We start from the raw sequence: 17,351 nt of genomic DNA on the forward strand, positions 1-17,351 counted from the left end.
GGCCGGGGGGCGGGGGGGCGGGGGGGGGCGTGGGGGGGGGGGGCCCCCCCCCCCGGGGGGGGGGGGGGGGGTGGGGGTGGGGGTGTGGGTGGGGGGGGGGGGGGGGGGGGGGGGGGGCGCGGCGCCCGCCCCCCCCCCCCCCGCAGCCGGGCAGCCGAGTTCTTCGCCCAGCGAGGACAGCGAGCCGACCCACCTGCAGACGCGGGGAGACGCATGCGCAGGGAGTCGTCGAGCCGGTGCGGGGCGGTGAGAGAAGCGTTGCGTGGCAGTGCCTTCACCGGCAACGCATGAAGGCGGCCGGGACAGTCCTGGACTGTCCCGGCTGGTCAGGGCTACTCGTGGAGGCCGGGACAGCCCAAGGGCTGGGGAATCCGAGGGTGCTTTCTGCCCGGAACAGCGGCAGGCCCAGACAGCGCTGGGCTGTCCCGTCCCTCCAGAAAAACTGCCGGACAGATCAGTGCCGGGAAGGCTTCCCAGCCAGCTACCTCGCCGCGGGCCCTGGAGGAGGTTGTGATGACGAAGACAGCACAGAAGCCTGAGAGTCGGAGGGTCGCGAAGTCGGCTGTACGGGGACGCACGCCGCGTACAGCCGGAGAAGGTGCCTCGGCGGCGAGGAGAGGGGCGCGGTTCGTGCCGGCGCTGTGTGAGGGGGATGGCGTCGGTACTTCGGGGCGCGGTCGTCGGCATTCAAGGCTCGCCGCCTCCTTCCGTCCCTTCCGCGACGGGAGGAGCACCCCGATCAGTACCCGGGCAGCCGAAGGAGCCGGCCCCGGGGCAGATGCAGGAGCCGGGTCAGGCAGGTACCTGGTCGGCTCCCAGACCCGCCGAGCAGACGGTCCTCCTGGTCTACGGAGACAGGCTGTACGGCCTTGCCGGACACCACGGCCAAGAGGCTGCAGCGCATCAACGGACTGGGTTCCTCCGTCATTTATGCGGGCGCCATCCTGCGCGTACCCGCCGCCCGGGACGCGGTCATCGAGACTCCGGATACCGCACGCTCCACGTCATCGGCTGGAGCTCGCCCCTGCGAGAGCAAGGATCAGCCATGGAGGGGGACTACACGCAGTCGTTGGTGACATCCCAACAGGTTTCCACCGGGAAGGAGTCCTCCGTCGGTGTCGGAGAGGGTGTGTAAGCCGGGGGTGGTGACTCGTAGAAAGTCGTTTCCGGTTGGGGGAGTTGCGGCGCAGGACCGCTGGAAGGCCGCTTACTCGTGGTCGGGTTCGGAGACGGGGTCCGGCTCTGGACCGGGGGCGAGCTCTGAGCCGGGGCGCTGGTGGCGTTGCCCGGCAGGGTGTGGCCTGTCGGGCCCGGTGCCGGTTTGCGCTGGGCAGCTGGCTTCGAGGAGGGAGTGCTGGAGACGAGGGCCGGAGGAGTGCTGACTGTCACTGACGGGGCTGGTGCGCGTGTCGCGGGCGCGTGTGGCCTGTCAGCGTCGTCGTCGGGAAACAGGGGTATTCCTATGAGGCCGGCAGCGATGAGAACAATCGCGGCACTTACTCCCACCACCACCTTTGGCCGCCGATGAAGGGGTACCACCCGCGCCGGAGTGGTTTCCTCCTCCACTGTCTTCGAGACATTTGGTCGCGGGAGAACGGGCTTGCCCTCGTCCGCTGAAGGATCTGGCGGAGCTGCAATGCCGACGTGCGTAGCTGACGGTGCGGGGACCGAGGGGAGACGCTCCCCGGCGGGTTGGCCGCAGTCCTCGCTCTGCACGAGGGCAGCCGTGGAACTGAGGCTTTCTTTCGCACCTTGTCCGGCTTCGCGTTTGGGTGCGCTTGTCGCCATCGGCCCAGCGGGCATGAGGGCGGAGGGATTTCCCGATTCGACGGCCAAGCGTCGGCGGGCTTTGACCCACGCGCCGACCAGCTCTTCGTCACCGCCGCACGCTCGGACGAAGGAAGCCAGGAGTTCTTCTCTGGGTAACTCGGGCCGGTTCAGGACGCCGGAGATCGTGGTGCGTGGCAGCACGTCTCCCACAGCATCAGCCCGGCGCTCCAGTTGCCGGTAGCTCAGATCCGCCCATAGCCGCAATTGCCGCATTGCGGCCACGAACTGTGCGGGATTCGCCGCATCCTGCGGCTGGGGTAAACCGTCGTCTGTCTCCGCAGCCGGGAGGCCTTGTCTGAGCTCCGTCACCTTCCACAGCCTAGTACTCGTGTACTGCGCATGCTGATGTTCCCCGAGTCGCGGACCGAGAGGCCCGGGACCGCTGCTTCCTCCGAAGAGGCCTGCAGTGAGCCCGCCTGAGGTCGTCGACACCGGTGCCTGGGCGGGGTCGACTGCAGACGGTGAGAGAAGGATGCCGCCGCGCTGCGGGCCGGGCGGATCGCGGCGGCTGGGACAGCCCACGCCTGTCCCAGCTGGTCAGAGGCAGTGCCGGGGAGTGTCGTGCCGCCCCCCCTGAGGGGGGTCAGGGGCACGGACGGATGCGGACTGTCCAGGACACCTGGAGCTCTGGCGGGACACCGCGAGGCCGGAACAGCCTTCTTTCGGGCCGTGAACTTCCCGGTCCTCCCAAGGAGGTTGTGATGGCGCAGCAGATGTTGTTCAGGCCCTCGAAGCAGTCGCGGGCGCAGGTGTCGCACCGCAAGCCGCGGACCCGAAAGACGGGGAACAGGCTGTGGGCGGTCTCCGGCATGGTGCTGCTGTTCCTGCTCTCGCTCCTCTCGGGGGTGATCCTGGCCGTGCACGGCCCGTCGGAATCGTCGTCCTCGGCGCCGCCCGGACCCCGTCTGTCGCTCGCGCCGGAAGGACCGACCGCCCCCACTCCTTCAGGCACGAGGGCCCCCGGTACGCAGACAGGGCGGATACACGGACCGAAGATCGCTGAGCCGGCCGCACGGGACAGCGGCATGGCCAAGAAGCCGCCGACAGTCAAAAAGATCCTTTTGCGACCGGGCGACACTCTCTACGCGCTGGCCGGCTCGTACGACACGACCGTCAAGACACTGCAGCAGCTCAATGAGCTGGGCACATCAACGCTGATCTACGCCGGAGACACCCTGCGCCTTCCCGCCTCCACCGAGCCGGCCGAGCGGGCGAAACCTACACCGCGGGGGACCCCGGTCCCTTCCTCCGGAGCGAAGACGCGCAAGTCGGCGGCCGGGAAGCCGACGGCTCAGACCGTCGTGACGTATGCCCGGGCCCAGGTAGGAAAGCCCTACGTCTGGGGCGGCACCGGCCCCGGGGGATACGACTGCTCCGGACTGGTGATGCGAGCCTGGGAGGCTGCCGGGGTGAAACTCCCGCGTACCACCTGGAGTCAGGTCCAAGCCGGTAAGGCCACCACCCGCGCCCAACTCGTCCCCGGCGACCTGGTGATCAGCAACGGAGGTGGTCACGTTCAGCTCTACATCGGGGACGGCGAGGTCATACATGCCCCCGGCGTCGGCCGTGCTGTCACCGTCGCGCCGCTGACCAAGGCATCGCAGGTCGTCAGCTACCGCCACATAGCGCTGTGATGGAAGCCGGGTGAAAGCCTGGACGCCCAGATCCAAGACCGCCTCGGTGCCGCCCTCACCAGCACTGGAGAGCTTCGTCAGGAGGCCCTGCAGCTCCTGCGCGACGGCTACGCACCGCAGGCCGTCGCCGACGCGGCATGTGAGCCCGCGCACTGACCGCCGCCACCACGGCGCCACCCTTCCACCGCGCCCTCGGGTTCTGGCGCCGCGGCCGGCCGCAGCTGCCGCGGCGGGCGGGTGGGCCTGCCCGGGGACGGAAGGGGACGGCTGGAGTACCGCCTGGTCCGGACCAGGCGCCAACGCCCGCAGCGCCTGTTGAAGACCCGCGATGTGCTCCGCCGCGCGTCGAGCTGATCGCGCAGCAGCTGCGCCTCGGCCTCGGCGAGCTGGCGTCCGTGCTCGGCGGCGGCGAGCGTTCTGGGGCCCTCCACGTCGTCGGCAAGGAACCGGCGGCCTCGGTGCGTGCGTGCTCAGCCCTTCCTTACCGGAGCGGGCTCCTCGGCCTGTCCGGCGGCGTCCGCTGCTCGCTGGGCCGCGCCGATCCGCTTCGCGGCCCGGACGATCTCTTTCTGCAGGTCATCGAGGTGGGCGCGTACCGCTGCCGGGTTCGCCGAGACGGCCGCCGCGACCGATGCGGGAGCCAGCGCGGCGTAGACCTGGGCCCGTACCGCGGCCGCCGCGCGCTCGAGCGCCACCACCTCGGGAACCGCATTCGCCGTGGGGGCGGCTGCCGGGAGGTCAGAAATTTCTGACCTCTGCTCCTGCGGCGGGATCGCCGGCGCGTTCAGGGCGCGCGCCACCTCGGCCAGCAGAGCCGCCGTCGGCCGCTTCTTCCCCTGCTCGGCAGCCAGGGCCAGGCCCTGGCTCATGAGGTTCCGGGCCACGTCCAGGCCGTGCTCCGTGATGACGTCCGAGACGACCTTCCGCGCGGACGCCCGCGTCAGGTGCTGGGTCAGGTCGGTCCCGAGCTCACCCACCGTGCGGATACGCGCCGCGTCCTGGAGCAGCTCGAAGACGTACTTCTCCTCGATGTCGAGGACCCCGCCCGCCCACCGGGCGAAGTTCTCCTCCCCGGCCACTTTGTGCAGCTCGCGCTCCTGCGCCACCTCCAGCAGGGCGCCCTTGTTCAGGACGACGAAGTCTTCGGCCCGCCTGCCGAGGCCGTCGATCTCGGTGAGGCGCTCGACGACGTACGCCAGCTGCTCCTCCGGGGTGCCCTGGACGTCGTCAGCGCCCAGGACGCGGCCGCCGGCGAACTCGCTCAGCTCCCCGGCCTGCGACGGCACCGACTGGTTCTGCAGTTCGGCGGGGACCGCCGGGTCCACGGCGGAGTCGGCGGCCTTCTTCAAGCGGCTGGTGCCCGCCGCGATCAGCTTGTTGCTCACTCCGACACTCCAGCGGTCAGGATCCTGTCGTACGCCTCCGTCAGCGCCTGGGCCTCGCGCCCGGAAGCATCGGTGATCGGCACGCACGCGAACCGGGTCTGCTGACGCACCGAGTGACGCGGGATCGCGAGGTCGTCGCGGTACAGCGGCCCGTAGGTGTCCGCCAGGTACTTCCCTATGGCGTCCTTCAGCGTGCTGCGCCCGCCCGGCACGATCGACGGCACGATCCCGACGACCCGCAGGTCCGCGTTCATCCCCAGGTCCTTGACGAGCTTGATCGTGTTCAGCGCCTCCGCCGCGCCGATGCGGCCGTCCTCGTCGAGCGTCGCCGGGATGAACACGTCCGTCGCCGCGATCAGCGCGGACGTCACCAGCTTCCCGCCGGCCCGGGGAGGGAGATCCAGGACACCGACGCCGTCCGGGCCGATCACGCCCTTCAGCGCCATCCGCAGCCGGAACTCGAGGCCGACGGCGACGTTATCCGTCTCCCGGTTGGCCAGCGCCCGCTCGGCGGCGATCACCTGCACGCCCGACCACGCCTCCGACGCCGGCACCAGCGCGTCGGCCGCGAGACCGGTGTCGCCCTGCGGATCCAGCGCGAGCAAGTCGTTCATGGAGAACGCCGGCGCCTCGTCCTTCGAGATCCCGAGCTCCGCGGTGAACGTCGCCCGCGGATCGAGGTCACCGGCCACGACCGCGAGCTTGCGTCTGCGCGCGGCGGCCACCAGCCCGGCGGACAGGGCGCTCTTGCCCACACCGCCCTTCTCGCTGTACACAGCCAGCACCCTGCTCATGACCAGACCCTCGCTTCACACACTGTTTCCACAACGGAAGGCTATAGGCAAGATTGGGCGAACTCGGAAGGAGCCTTATGTCCGATTCAGCGAGGAGAGCGGTTGGCCTTTTACGCCTCATCGGCTATCCACCTGTCGAGGGCTGGACCCTCCTTGAACGCCTCATCGGTCTGCGTGGGTACAGCGCTAACAGCGAGCGTGCCGGTGTTGATGGTCAGCATGTAGCGGTCGTTCAGTTCCAAGAGCTTGGTTTTTGAGGGGCTTGCGCTCAGCCCAGCTGCATCCAGGTAGGGCTGAGGGACAGCCAGGCGGATGTGGGGGTTAGAGAGAACGAAGGTACTAGGAGCTGGAACCTTGCGTGCGGAGGACATGCGGGTTGCTCGGGAGGGCTTGCGCGCAGCAGGATAAAGCGCTGCGTACAGTCCGGCGAACAGAGCAACATGCGAGTTCCCCTCCGTTGACAGCCTGACCACGTGGACGCCGTCGACGAGCATCTCGTCTACGAGGTGTGGGGGCAGCAGTGACGGACGGTCGGTGAGAAATTTCGTCACTATCCATGGCCCGTCACCTCGCGACACTGCCTCCTCGTTGATTAGATCAACCAACAGGGACCATACGTCTGAGGGCTGGGCACTGCGGTGGAACAGCTCCAGGCGGCCCGGGATTCTGTTGCGATAGCGGCTAGCGACGGCGTTCCAGTGATACGCCGCCTCGCGCGCGCCTGCCTGCCGTGTGCGGTCGGTGTCGAAGTCCGCGATGGCTTGTTCCCGTAGTAGCCGTACATGCCACTGCCTCAGTTCGCCCAGCTCGTAGGTCATGACACGTCTCATCCGGGTAAGCGGACGGGCGAAAAGAGCCGCCAGTTCAATGAGATCTGGGTCCGTAGCCGTGGGCCCTTGCCACTTTCCCCGAGTGGGTACGTAACGCTCAGCGAGACGTACAACGAGATCGGCGGCGCGACGTCGGCGGTCTCGAGCTGCCGGAGCCCGGTCGATGGCCTTCTCCAGGCTTCTGCGTGACACGCCAAAGGTGCGGGCTACCTCGCTGAGGAACTGCGGCCGCCTGTTGGGCACGATGCCCTCTACCTCGAACCGGCGGTAGACCTTCGGAGCCACCCCGATCGCGTCCACGACGTCGCTGGCGCGCTGTCCGCATGCTCTCCTCAGATCGGCTACCGTCCACTGCCCCTGGTTTTCCAGGTTCATCAGGTACCAGGGGTGCACCTGAAGGGCACGTGCCAGGCTCTTGATACGCGGTGGATCTGGCACCCGGTGCCCGTTCTCGTAGGCGAGGATCTGCGCTTTGGTCGTTCCGACCGCTGAAGCGAGACCTTCTGCAGTCATCTGTTGACCCCCGGATCGCCGGGCGAAGTCCAGTCGGCAACTTCTCAGCCTCGAAGGGCTGAAATTGGCCAGGCCACGCGTCATCGAGGTGTGCTTTCTGGTCGATGGGGGCATTTTAGGGGTACATTGAAGCATCAGAGCGCGCGTGTGGGTATCTACATCTGAGTGCTCTGAGCTGCAGCTACGTGTTCGTAAGTGGCAGGACTAGTGGATCTGTGCGCGTGAATGCGCGAGGTTGTACGCCGCAGGCCAGAGCGTTGAAACGGTGGTTGCGCGCAACGCTACGAAAGTGGCCCTGTACCCCCACGGTTGCGATCCGTTGGCGGGGGCACAGGGCCGGCGGTGGAAGCGCCATCCGTGGCTCCCTGTTGACGCAGGGAGCCTCGACCACTTAGAAGAGATTCTCGACCTGGTGGCGCAGCCAGGCACTCAGTGCCTGTAGCGCCAGCCAGCCAAGGACCTTCTTCATGGCCTTATTTCGGTTGTTGCGCTCCCCGCCATCAGGCGGGGAATCCATCCGCATCACCCCCTCTCGGACGCGGGGCGATCGACCCCGATCGGGCCAGCCGATCGTCGATATACGCCGCGAGAGACGATGTTGGGAAGATGCTACCGGGTCGCACCTACAGCACCGACCTGCTCAGGACTGCTCAAGGGCGGACAACTCCGTTGAGGAGTAGTCGTTTGACGGTCAATGAGTGATCGCATTTTAGGTTCACCCTTACGGTGACCTGCGAACTCCCGCCCGAATGCGGGAGGTTGAAGTCACTTTCGTCCTCGGGCGCAGGGACTGGTAGTGCGTTGAGCGTCGTTGTTGAGCGCAGACGGACTACGCCATTTGGCGCAGTCCAGTTCCCTCACCGGTCACTTGAAGCACTCATGTGGCGTCTGTCACGTATTGCCTCGACCCTGTCTCTTCTGCGTCCGTGCCGACGAGCTCCATCCCGGCGCCGCCGCGTTCCTGCCCGATGTCCTCATGCTCCGGAAGAGCATCTTCGTGCGCCTGGGCGGTAAGGTCCCACAGCCGACCGCACAGAAGGTGCCCTCAGCCACCTCCACCGTGCCGCTTGTCTTCGCCCCGGCCTCCGTAGGCGCTCGGGGCCCCGCGAAGTTACGGTCCATTTTGGTACTCGGGCCCAGCCTGGGCGCGCAACTGGCCGAAGGCCGCCCGGTGGCGCTGCTGCCGTACTCGTCATGGCGCTCGGCACGGGAGCTACCTGCTCGTCGCACCGAGGCATTTGGAATGGCGTCCGGCACCGACGGCACGGAAGCACGACCGGTCCAGAAACACCCGGGCGACGAGCATCAGCACCACCAGCGAAGGGACGACCGGCTCCACCGCGGTGGAGCCGTCCTGGATCACCAGCGTCATTGGCGGGCCGACAATGGACAAGCGCCCACCGCCGACATGTACGACTCCTACCAGGCCGACTGCGGCCACGGATGCGTCGGCCTGGTCGCGTTCCTCCCGGAACAAGGGCTCGCGGCAGGGCCGGGTGGCTGTGGTGGAAGCCGGAGCGGGTCAGTGGCCGCAGGCGGGCTTTGGATAGTCGAGGTACTTCCAGGTCTCAGATCCGACCTGGCCGTCGACGGTGATGCCGGAGCAGCGCTGGACCGCTTTGACTCCGGCCTCGGTGCCGCTGCCGAACGTGCCGTCCTCTGTGAGGGTGTAGCCGTAGTTGTGGTTGAGGAGGCACTGGACCTGGGCGACGTTGGTGCCGACCATGCCCTTGGCCAGGGTCACGCGGCGGTTGGGCTGGTAGTGGGCGCACGCGGTGCGCCCTTCCGCGCCGAGCGAAGCGGCTGTCGTCGCGGTGGTCGGGACCGGGAGGGCTGAGGGCGCCTTGTCCTGGGGCTCCCGGCCGGCCGGGGGAGCGGTGGTCTTGCTGCCGGATGATGTCTCGGGCTCGAGGGATTCGTCAGGGCCGGTGACGGGGGGATCTTGCGGGTCGTCGTCGTTTCCCGCTGTCGGCTCACCGGAGGGCTGGGCAGGGGCCTGGGATGGCTCCTTGTCGCCCACGTTCTTGCCCTCCGTGCCCTCGTTGGTGTTTCCGTCGTCGCCGGGCAGGCTTTCGATGCCGCTGGGCAAGGTGTCGCCGATGGCGCCGGTTGCCGCGGTGTCGTCCTTGCCGGCATCGGGCATGGCGGCCCACCGTCCGATGAGGAGAACCACTGTGAGCGCCAGGAGGGCGATCAGCAGCTTGGCCATCTTGCTGGTCTTGGCGGTGGGCCCTGGTACGGGAACCGGTCGGACGACACCGATCTCTCCACCCGCCGGTGCCGAGACGGTGGACTGAGCGGCTGCGGTCTCGCCGCCCTCGGGAGACTGCACGTCGGCCGCCTCGGCGTCTGGGGCCGAGGGCGGTGGGACCGCAGCCGCTACCGGTCCGACGGAGCCCTTCTCACCGTGGTCGGCCGGGACTGGCTGGACGGTAGTCCTGTCGGCCTCGGCCGCCACGGTGGTAGGGAGGGGCGGCCCGCCAGGCACTGGGGCATCGCCGCGCGATACGGCGACCGCTTCCGTGACCGCCGCGGAAGCGGTGGAACTACTCGCGAATGTTGGGGCAACGCCCGCCGCTTCCGGCGTGCTCACGGCGATGTCGCCGTCGGGCCCCACCAGCGGCACGCCGCCCGCCGTGGGGCGGGCCTCGGCTCGCTTGACGGCCGCGTCGGCGGCTTCCCACAACCCCACCAGATGCTGCGCGTCGAGCCGGGGTCTTCTGCTGAGCCGTTCGATCTCTTTGCGCGGCGGGAACGACTCGCCCTTCAGTACCCGGTTCCAGGTCGACCGCGAGATGTGGCTGTCGTGGGCCAGCGCGGTCAGGGAGAGGCTTTTCTCCTGTTTGAGCCGTACCAGCGCGACCCGCAGGGCCTCGATCTCCGGCAGATTCCCGCTTCGGTGTCCCTCGTCCTCGGACAGCACGCGTCCCCCTCGACACGATCATGAAAAACCGCGTGTTCCAACACCCTGTATTTCCACAGGTCAAAGAGCCTTTTGGAACGTGTGGAACAGGCGGAACGGCCTGGAATGGGGATCAGGCTACCGATGGAACGGCGGTACCCCGAACCTTCCTCTCGTCAGCGCCGTCCGGCCGGGCGGCGCAACCGCTCCCACGCCTCCCCTACCAGGGGGAACGTGGGTCACGTGATCGAGGGATGAAGATGCGAAAGAACGTCAGGAACCTTCTCCTGCAGGGCCTCGCGGCCGTCCTCCTCGCCGGCGGCGCGCTCGGCGTGGTCAACTCCACCGGAGACGAGGCCAACGCCTCCACGAAGCCCGCGCCCGCCTCGTACGGCACCCCCGCCCTGCCTGCCGGGTTCCAGGGCGTGTGGCCGGTACTGAAGACCGGCTCCAGCGGCACGGACGTCAAGACCGTCCAGTACCTGCTCGCGGCCCACGGCCACGCCGTGAAGGCCGACGGCGTCTACGGCAAGAAGACCGCCGCCGCCGTCGCGACCTTCCAGAAGCGGACCCGGCTGAAGGCCGACGGGGCCGTCGGCCCGAAGACCTGGAACAAGCTGACCGCCTACACCCTGCGCACCGGCGCCAAGGGATTCGCCGTCAAGGCGCTCCAGGTCCAGCTCGGCCTCAAGGCCGACGGTATCTACGGCAAGAAGACCGCCGCCGCCGTCCGCGCCCTCCAGACCAGGAAGAACCTCCCCGCCACCGGCACCGTCGACGCCCGGACGTGGAACGCCCTGATCACCGGCTCCTTCGCCAAGCCGATCATCAAGGGTTACTCCCTGCAGTTCGAGAAGAACTGGAAGCACCCCACCTACTCCAAGCTCTCCCTCGTGCGCGACGGCAAGACGCTCAAGTCCTGGCGCGCCGGCTCGGGCAAGAACACGAACGAGTGCGCCTCCGGAGTCGGCTGGCTGCCCACCGGCGCGTACAGGGTGCAGGCCCACTTCACCAACCGCGACGGCAACGCCATCGACGGCTACGCCATCCAGCTCCCGAACACGCCCTGCAAGACCGGCAAAGTCACGCGGACCGACCTGTTCATCCACAGCGAGATGACCCGCAACGGGGGCCAGGGCAAGGACACCCCCAACCACGACGACGCCGACCGCTGGGACGGCGCCAACGACTACAAGTCCCTCGGCTGCATCAAGCTCACGCCGGGCGACATCAAGGACCTTTTCAAGCGTCTCGACCAGGCCTGCTGGCCCAAGAACCTCACTCTTTACGTCAGCTGACCCGCTCTCACCCCGATCGTCCCCGGCAGTATCTGCCGGGGGCGGTCGGCGTTTTCCGCACCGCCACGAGCCCATCCCACTCCCCACCCCGGGCAGGCCCCGGCCCGGGGCGGCGTGCTGCTGTCCGACCGAGTCCTACTCGCGGACCCGCGAGCGCATCCCACCCGAGGTGATGGACCTTCGAGGGCACGCTTCGCCATGGCTGAGTAACTGTCGGAGGATCGGCGGCTCAACGTCAAGCGCCTCAAGGACGTCATCGGCACGTCCACCATGAAGGCGCGCCGGATGAAGCCGGACATCGTCGAGTGGGACTCCACCCACTCTGTGATGATCTCCAAACCCGTGCGGGAACAGGGGCGGGAGCCGGATTCTCGTGCCGGGCACGCTCGACACCGACCGTCACCGCCACGATCGACCGGGTACGCCGCTGCTCGTAGGCACGCTGCCGGCACGACTACGAGCAGTACCGCCGCGGAGCCGCCCTGCGCGACGGGGTCAGCGGATTCGTGCACGAGTCGGGCTTGCACACCGGCACGGACTCGGGGGTGGGCAGCTCCATCAGTTCATACGCCCGACCGTATCCGCGAGGCTCCCCGTCGCCCGCAGCCACCCTCAAGATCGCGAGGAGCGAGACCACCACCCGATAACTAAAGTAGGACATCGCACCTGCGGAGTGTTGCGTAGGTCACTCGCCCCTCTCGAATTCGGGTGTAGAGGTCCCGCTCAACTCCCCTACCAGCGTGAAGCGCAAGAGGTAGCGGTACGAGCACCACTCGCACATCTCCCCAGGGCATTGAATGCAGCCGCGCGAACTGATGATCTGAACTCCGAGGCGCCCCGCACACCTGCGGGGCGCCTCGGAGTTCCCGTCCCGTCATTCACCTCATCTCGTCCGCCTTCATCCGCATGGCCCTTTTGATGCCGACGCGACCAGACGCCGGACGGCACTGCACCGCTCCCCCCTCTCCGCACTGTCGGGGCCGGGAGAACTGTTCCTTCCACCGCACCGCCACCGCCCTACCCCCGCACGCCCTCAACCAGGAGACCCATCACCATGGACGCGCTCGCCCTGCTCGCCACCGCTGTACCCGTCGCCTTCATCGTTGCGCTGTTCTGCGCCACGTTCGTGTGCGTCGTTGCCCTCCTCCGCGCCCGCAGGGGCGACACCGTCGCCGTACTCGGCGCCCTGCCGGCCCTCATCGCCGCACTGCTCCGGCGGAAGAAGTGAGAGAACCGGGAGGGGAGCCCCGGCCCCCGCCTCGCCCTGTACCGGGGCCCCTTTCAACCGGCCGGTCCCCGTTCCAGCAGCCCGCCGTTCTCCCAGCTCACAGGCTTGCGGAACTCGCCGACCAGGCCGCGGAACGGACGGAACGCCTGAAACGCGGACCGGGCTTCCCAAGGAACAGCGGTACACCGACTCTTCACCTCGTCACCGCCGCCCAGCAGGCCGGCGAAACACCCCACGCCTCCGCTGCACGCGGTCGGCCACCCCACACGAACAAGGACACCCACATGCGTAAGAACCTCAGGAACCTTCTGCTGCAGGGCCTCGCGGCCGCCCTCCTCGCCGGCGGCGCGCTCGGCGCGGTGAGCACGACCGGCGACCAGGCCAGCGCCTCGCCGAGGGAGGCCGCCCATGCCGCGACCAACGCCACCAGGCTCGCCTTCTGGCCGGTCCTGAAGACCGGCTCCCGGGGCACGGACGTCCTGACGCTCCAGCACCTCCTCACGGCCCGCGGCCACGCGGTGAAGGCCGACGGGGCCTTCGGCAAGAAGACGGCGGCCGCAGTCCGCAACTTCCAGCACCGCGCCGGCCTGAAAGCCGACGGAGCAGTCGGGCCCAAGACCTGGACGAAGCTGACCTCCCTCACCCTGCGCACCGGCGCGAAGGGATCCGCGGTCAAGGCCATCCAGGTCCAACTCGGCGTGAAGACCGACGGCGTCTTCGGCAAGAACACCAGCAGCGCCGTCCGCAGCTTCCAGAAGAGGGTCGGCCTGAAGACCGACGGCATCGTCGGCCCGAAGACGTGGAACTTCCTGATCGCTACCTCCACCCCGGCCAAGCCCGCCCCCAAGCCCAGCACCAGCAAGCCGGCCGGCAGTTCCGTCGCCCTGGCCCGCCAGCTCCTGAACACCCGCGGCATCACCTACGCCCGCACCCACTCCGAGACCGTCGACTCCCGCTCCACCGCCTACCAGAACATCCACGACATGGCCAAGGGCATCGGCGCCGCCACCAGCGGCAACAGCCACGTCGGCTACAAGCGCGTCCAGCTCGACCCCCGCATGCTCCGCGCCCTGATCACCCTGCACGACAAGTACGGCTACACCCTGCAGATCTCCGAGTTCGTCGGCGGCGTCCACAGCAAGACCTCCCGCCACTACGCCGGACTCACCTTCGACGCCAACTACATCAACGGCATCCACGTAGGCAGCGGCGCCCCCCACAAGAAGGTCATGAAGCTCTGCACTGCCCTCGGCGCCACCGAGGTCCTCGGCCCCGGCGACCCCAACCACAGCACCCACATCCACTGCGCCTGGAAGTAACCCGACCCATCCCGCTGCGGCCGCGCCCCTCCCCAGGCGCGGCCGCAGCCGTGTGCGCGTCCGGGCCGGTGCGTTCCGTAATAGGTCTCCGGGGAGTGGTCAGGGCCGCCCCGCTGCGGGAACAGGCGCTGACCTGCGATTGACCACACATCAGTTACCCGGGGCTTTCCAAGGCCGGGGCGGTCTTGTTCGCCCGTCAGGTCGTCGTACGGCGGTTGTGGGTGATTCGTTGGCGATCGCTCTGGCGCACCCCAAGGGAGAGGGCTACAATCGCCGTTATCTGACGGGCACGCCCGTAGGAAGGCCACCAACCCGATCCGGGTGGTGGCCTTTGGTGTAGCCGGGACCAGCCGAATTCACGGCGAAGTCCCGATCCGGAGCCACAGCAGGCGCTCCGGCCCCCGTACGCCGACCACAGCGCAACTCGTCCGCCCCGGGCCTCCCCAAGGCCCGGGGCGGTGCTGTTTGCCCATCAGGCCGCCGTACGGCGACCCGGGGCCGGATCGCCGAGGAGTGACCTGGTCACCGACTCCCTTCAAATCAGGTGAGAGCGGGGTTGCGGGGCTAACCCCGCTGCCCCGCAAAGTGCTGCTCGTCGCCCCGGGGAGTCCACCCCGCGACGCAAGCAGTCGGCACGTGCTCCACTCCGGCCGCTCCACCCGAGATGGACCTCCGTGCGCGGCGATCCGTATCGCGCACCGTCACCTCTGTACACGCCACCACCGCGAGGAACCCGACATGACCACCACCCCCCAGACCCAGCAGCCCGCCGTCGTCTCGGCCGCTCCCGTCCCGCCGGTCCCGCCCGCCTTGGGGATCCCATCGGGGGTCAAGGCAGCCTTTGTCTGCCTCGCCGCCGCGGTTGCCGTGATTGCGGCCGTCTTCGTCGGGTTCATCGTCCTGGTCCGCCCCGGCGCAGCCGGACCGCTGAACACAATGCTCGCGTTCGGCGCCTTTGTCGTCGCCACGGCCGCCCTGGTCGTCACCTGCGTTCGCACGCGGCAGTGACCCGGCGGCGCGCCGCTCGCGGGCGTCGGAGCGCGCTGTCTGGTTGGGAAGGAAGGGGGGAAACGAGCGCGGCCACGGTTGCCGGGCGGGTGGTCCGTCGACGAACTGGGCTCGCGGCGCGACCTCGAGGTCGACTCGCGGGAGCGGTCGGCGGGCTCGGCGCCCAGCGGGCGGCGTTCACCGGCTCCTCATCACCGCCGCCCCCGGTGGATCCCTCGGCGCAAGCACGCGTGCACGCGTACGCGTGTAGGAAACGTGTGCACGGCCTGGGCGGCATCGAGGACCCGGCGGGACCGGGCCGGGCTTCCCGAAGAGGTGTCCCAGAGAAGCAGTCGGCGCACCAGGTACCCCGTGACCGCACGTCTGACCTGCGGTTCCGCCCGCTGGACTCGGTCGGCTGAGGCAAGTTGCAGGGCAAGCCGCCGCAGCGCGGGGCGCCCTGGCCGGAGAAGCAGCCGGCGCGGCGTATCGGAGAGCGCCCCGCCTCCAGCGCCATCACCTGCACATTCCTGTGATGTACGTCACTCCCCGTACGATTTTCCGCCAGAGGACAGGTACGTACAGGAAGAGAACCCGCCCAGCGCCTACCAGCGCCCGGCTGCGCATTCAATAGCCGCACCCCTGCAAAACCGCAGGTCAAAGCATTGAATGTGCGTCTCCGGCGCGGGATCGTAATCCCCCGGACTGGTCCCTTGCGTGGCTAACCCCCGCCCGCCGCACTCTGCTCCCACCTGCCAACGGGCACCACCGCCCCGCCCCGTCTCCGGGCGGGGCGTCGCTGTTCCGCCATCTCGCCGGGACGCAAGGAGTGCAGCTCCTCCACGCTCCGCCCCCGACGTTCCGCCCTGACCCGCGCCGGCCCTCTCCGGCGCACCAACCCGAAGGAGAACCCATGTCCACACTCGCCCTGACCGTCGTCCTGCTCGCGGCCCTGGTCGGCCTGCTGCTCCTGTCCGCGGTCGGCTACCTCGCCTACCGCCACCCCCGCCTCGCGACGCCGCTGATTGTCGTCGGGACGTTCGCCGCCGTCCTCGTCGGGGCCGGCGCCGCCCTGGCGGCTACCAGGTGAACCCGCTTCCCGGCGGACCACGCGGCCACCCCGCGCCCGGTCTGCGCCCCGCTCAGGCGGCACCAGCACGGTCACCGCCCTCCGGCCGGTCACGGAAGGTAGCGGCGGGGCGAAGCGAGCACAAACCCCTTGATCACCCCCCACCAGGGAGCCGGTCAAGGGGGTGGTCAAGGGGTCTTCGCATCGCCTCGCCGCTACACAGCGTGAAGGGGCAGCGGTCATGCCCCGCAGGTTGCAGAAGCGTCTACCGGGCCAGGCGGTTAGCCCCCACCCTGATGTCGGCGTGGCCGCACATGGCGCATCAGACGCCCCGTCATCTGCCCGCGCACACCGTCGTTCTGTGCTCCTGCTTCTGGCGGGCGCCGGAACGGAACCAAGCCGCCCGCACTAACGTTCGGTCATGGCATACGAGGAGATGCCGGAGTCCCAGCCCGCAGTTCTCGACTGGGAGCATGGGACCGGACTGATCGGGGTCCACGACCCGGCCGTCGTCGACGCGGCCTTCGAACGCGGTGAACGCCACGTCGGCATCGCGGTCATCGGGCTCGCCCTGCACCACCCCGACCCCCGGACCATCCTGCCCCGCGTCGCCCAAGCGCTCCGCGCCACCGACCCCACACGGCAGCACCAAGGCACAGTGGCGCTGGCACACGTCGCGCGACTGCACCGCACCACCGACCGGGAATGCCTCGCCCTGCTGCGCACCCAGCCACGTGGCAACGAGGCCGACGACGATCTCTGGGACTTTGTCCCACGCCGGAACCTGCCCTGGTGGCTTTGGCGCCATCAACTCCCAGGACAAATCCAGTGGTACCTATTCAACCGCTGGCGCCACTGACACACCGTAAAACCGGCAATCAAAATCGAAAATTTGAGAACTCCAAACACGTGAATTGCCGGTACGCCCGGAGTTTAGATTCCCGGGCCGGAGATGCCGATTCGTTCGTGTTTCTACCCGCGCATCAAAAGGCGCTCCGAGCACCTCCGGTAGGGGCCCAGAGTCCCAATCACTACACAGACTCTCGAAGTGATGCACCGAGGGGGAGCGGTGTCCCGGGGGTGTGGCCCGGTTCCGCCAAAGGAACATGCGCATCATTTGATGCAGCGAGGGTGTGGGCTGGTTTCAGAGTTCATCCCGCACCCGATCTGAAGCAGCATCACCCGGGGTTTCTCCGCCCTGCCGTCCCCGTGGTGGCGACCCTGCCCCCGCGTCCTCCTGGCGGCCCGTCAACCCACCCCGGCCGCCCCGGGGCAGTGGGCCGGAACCCCAAGCCTTACAAGGGCCCGCGCCTGATGCACCGTCCGCTGCCCGTAGCCAGCCCGGCGAAGCCGGTAGGGCGGGAGCGCAGCGGACGCCCCGCCACGGAGCGAAGCGGAGAGGCGCCCACATTTACCGCGCAGCGGTAAATGTAATTCCCGCGTGCGGGAATTCATCATAAACCGCGCAGCGATTTATCAAAGGCGCGCAGCGCCTTTCAGAATGCGCGCAGCGCATTCCCGTTCTATGCAGCGCGCCAGCGCTGCATTACCCGCTCCGCGGG

General features: G+C 68.6%; 12 protein-coding genes. 7 read left to right on the forward strand and 5 right to left on the reverse strand.

Features of this window, described 5'->3' with window-relative positions; genetic code table 11:
* Positions 1 to 2,531 precede the first annotated feature (2,531 nt).
* A complete protein-coding gene (locus ACFYPN_RS32540) occupies positions 2,532 to 3,464 on the forward strand; it encodes an NlpC/P60 family protein (RefSeq protein ID WP_389303362.1) in 933 nt (310 codons plus the stop codon).
* A gap of 470 nt (positions 3,465 to 3,934) precedes the next feature.
* On the opposite strand, the gene ACFYPN_RS32545 is transcribed toward ACFYPN_RS32540, so the two are convergent.
* The 5 genes from ACFYPN_RS32545 to ACFYPN_RS32565 all read right to left on the reverse strand — a co-directional run bounded on the left by ACFYPN_RS32545 (position 3,935) and on the right by ACFYPN_RS32565 (position 9,909).
* Positions 3,935 to 4,849 (reverse strand): hypothetical protein, encoded by a 915-nt coding sequence (locus ACFYPN_RS32545; protein WP_389303365.1) that lies wholly within the window; start codon positions 4,847 to 4,849, stop codon positions 3,935 to 3,937.
* The gene (locus tag ACFYPN_RS32550) at positions 4,846 to 5,643 is read right to left on the reverse strand and encodes a ParA family protein (RefSeq protein ID WP_389303368.1); all 798 of its coding nucleotides are present in this window, start codon (positions 5,641 to 5,643) and stop codon (positions 4,846 to 4,848) included. Before ACFYPN_RS32550 ends, ACFYPN_RS32545 begins: the two co-directional genes overlap by 4 nt.
* Before the next feature lie 110 nt (positions 5,644 to 5,753).
* The gene (locus tag ACFYPN_RS32555; protein ID WP_389303371.1) at positions 5,754 to 6,986 is read right to left on the reverse strand and encodes a helix-turn-helix domain-containing protein; all 1,233 of its coding nucleotides are present in this window, start codon (positions 6,984 to 6,986) and stop codon (positions 5,754 to 5,756) included.
* A gap of 1,213 nt (positions 6,987 to 8,199) precedes the next feature.
* Positions 8,200 to 8,358, reverse strand: a complete 159-nt coding sequence (locus tag ACFYPN_RS32560; protein WP_389303373.1) for a hypothetical protein — start codon at positions 8,356 to 8,358, stop codon at positions 8,200 to 8,202.
* Between the two features lie 150 nt (positions 8,359 to 8,508).
* Positions 8,509 to 9,909: a peptidoglycan-binding protein gene (locus ACFYPN_RS32565; RefSeq protein ID WP_389303376.1), complete on the reverse strand. Its 1,401-nt coding sequence runs from the start codon at positions 9,907 to 9,909 to the stop codon at positions 8,509 to 8,511.
* 239 nt (positions 9,910 to 10,148) lie between these two features.
* On the opposite strand from ACFYPN_RS32565, the gene ACFYPN_RS32570 reads away from it, so the two are divergent.
* The 6 genes from ACFYPN_RS32570 to ACFYPN_RS32595 all read left to right on the forward strand — a co-directional run bounded on the left by ACFYPN_RS32570 (position 10,149) and on the right by ACFYPN_RS32595 (position 16,648).
* Positions 10,149 to 11,186, forward strand: a complete 1,038-nt coding sequence (locus tag ACFYPN_RS32570) for a peptidoglycan-binding protein (protein ID WP_389303379.1) — start codon at positions 10,149 to 10,151, stop codon at positions 11,184 to 11,186.
* 1,054 nt (positions 11,187 to 12,240) lie between these two features.
* Positions 12,241 to 12,414: a hypothetical protein gene (locus tag ACFYPN_RS32575; RefSeq protein ID WP_389303382.1), complete on the forward strand. Its 174-nt coding sequence runs from the start codon at positions 12,241 to 12,243 to the stop codon at positions 12,412 to 12,414.
* A 284-nt stretch (positions 12,415 to 12,698) separates the two neighbouring features.
* Positions 12,699 to 13,733 carry a peptidoglycan-binding protein gene (locus ACFYPN_RS32580; RefSeq protein ID WP_389303385.1) on the forward strand — a complete coding sequence of 345 codons (1,035 nt, stop codon included), beginning with the start codon at positions 12,699 to 12,701 and terminating at the stop codon, positions 13,731 to 13,733.
* Positions 13,734 to 14,471: 738 nt separating this feature from the next.
* Positions 14,472 to 14,741 (forward strand): hypothetical protein, encoded by a 270-nt coding sequence (locus tag ACFYPN_RS32585; RefSeq protein ID WP_389303388.1) that lies wholly within the window; start codon positions 14,472 to 14,474, stop codon positions 14,739 to 14,741.
* 892 nt (positions 14,742 to 15,633) lie between these two features.
* Positions 15,634 to 15,810 carry a hypothetical protein gene (locus tag ACFYPN_RS32590; RefSeq protein WP_389303390.1) on the forward strand — a complete coding sequence of 59 codons (177 nt, stop codon included), beginning with the start codon at positions 15,634 to 15,636 and terminating at the stop codon, positions 15,808 to 15,810.
* 400 nt (positions 15,811 to 16,210) lie between these two features.
* Positions 16,211 to 16,648, forward strand: coding sequence for a hypothetical protein (locus ACFYPN_RS32595; RefSeq protein ID WP_389303393.1), 438 nt, complete (start codon positions 16,211 to 16,213; stop codon positions 16,646 to 16,648).
* The last annotated feature ends 703 nt before the right edge of the window (positions 16,649 to 17,351 follow it).

Source organism: Streptomyces sp. NPDC005576, from assembly GCF_042871745.1.
GTDB lineage: Bacteria > Actinomycetota > Actinomycetes > Streptomycetales > Streptomycetaceae > Streptomyces.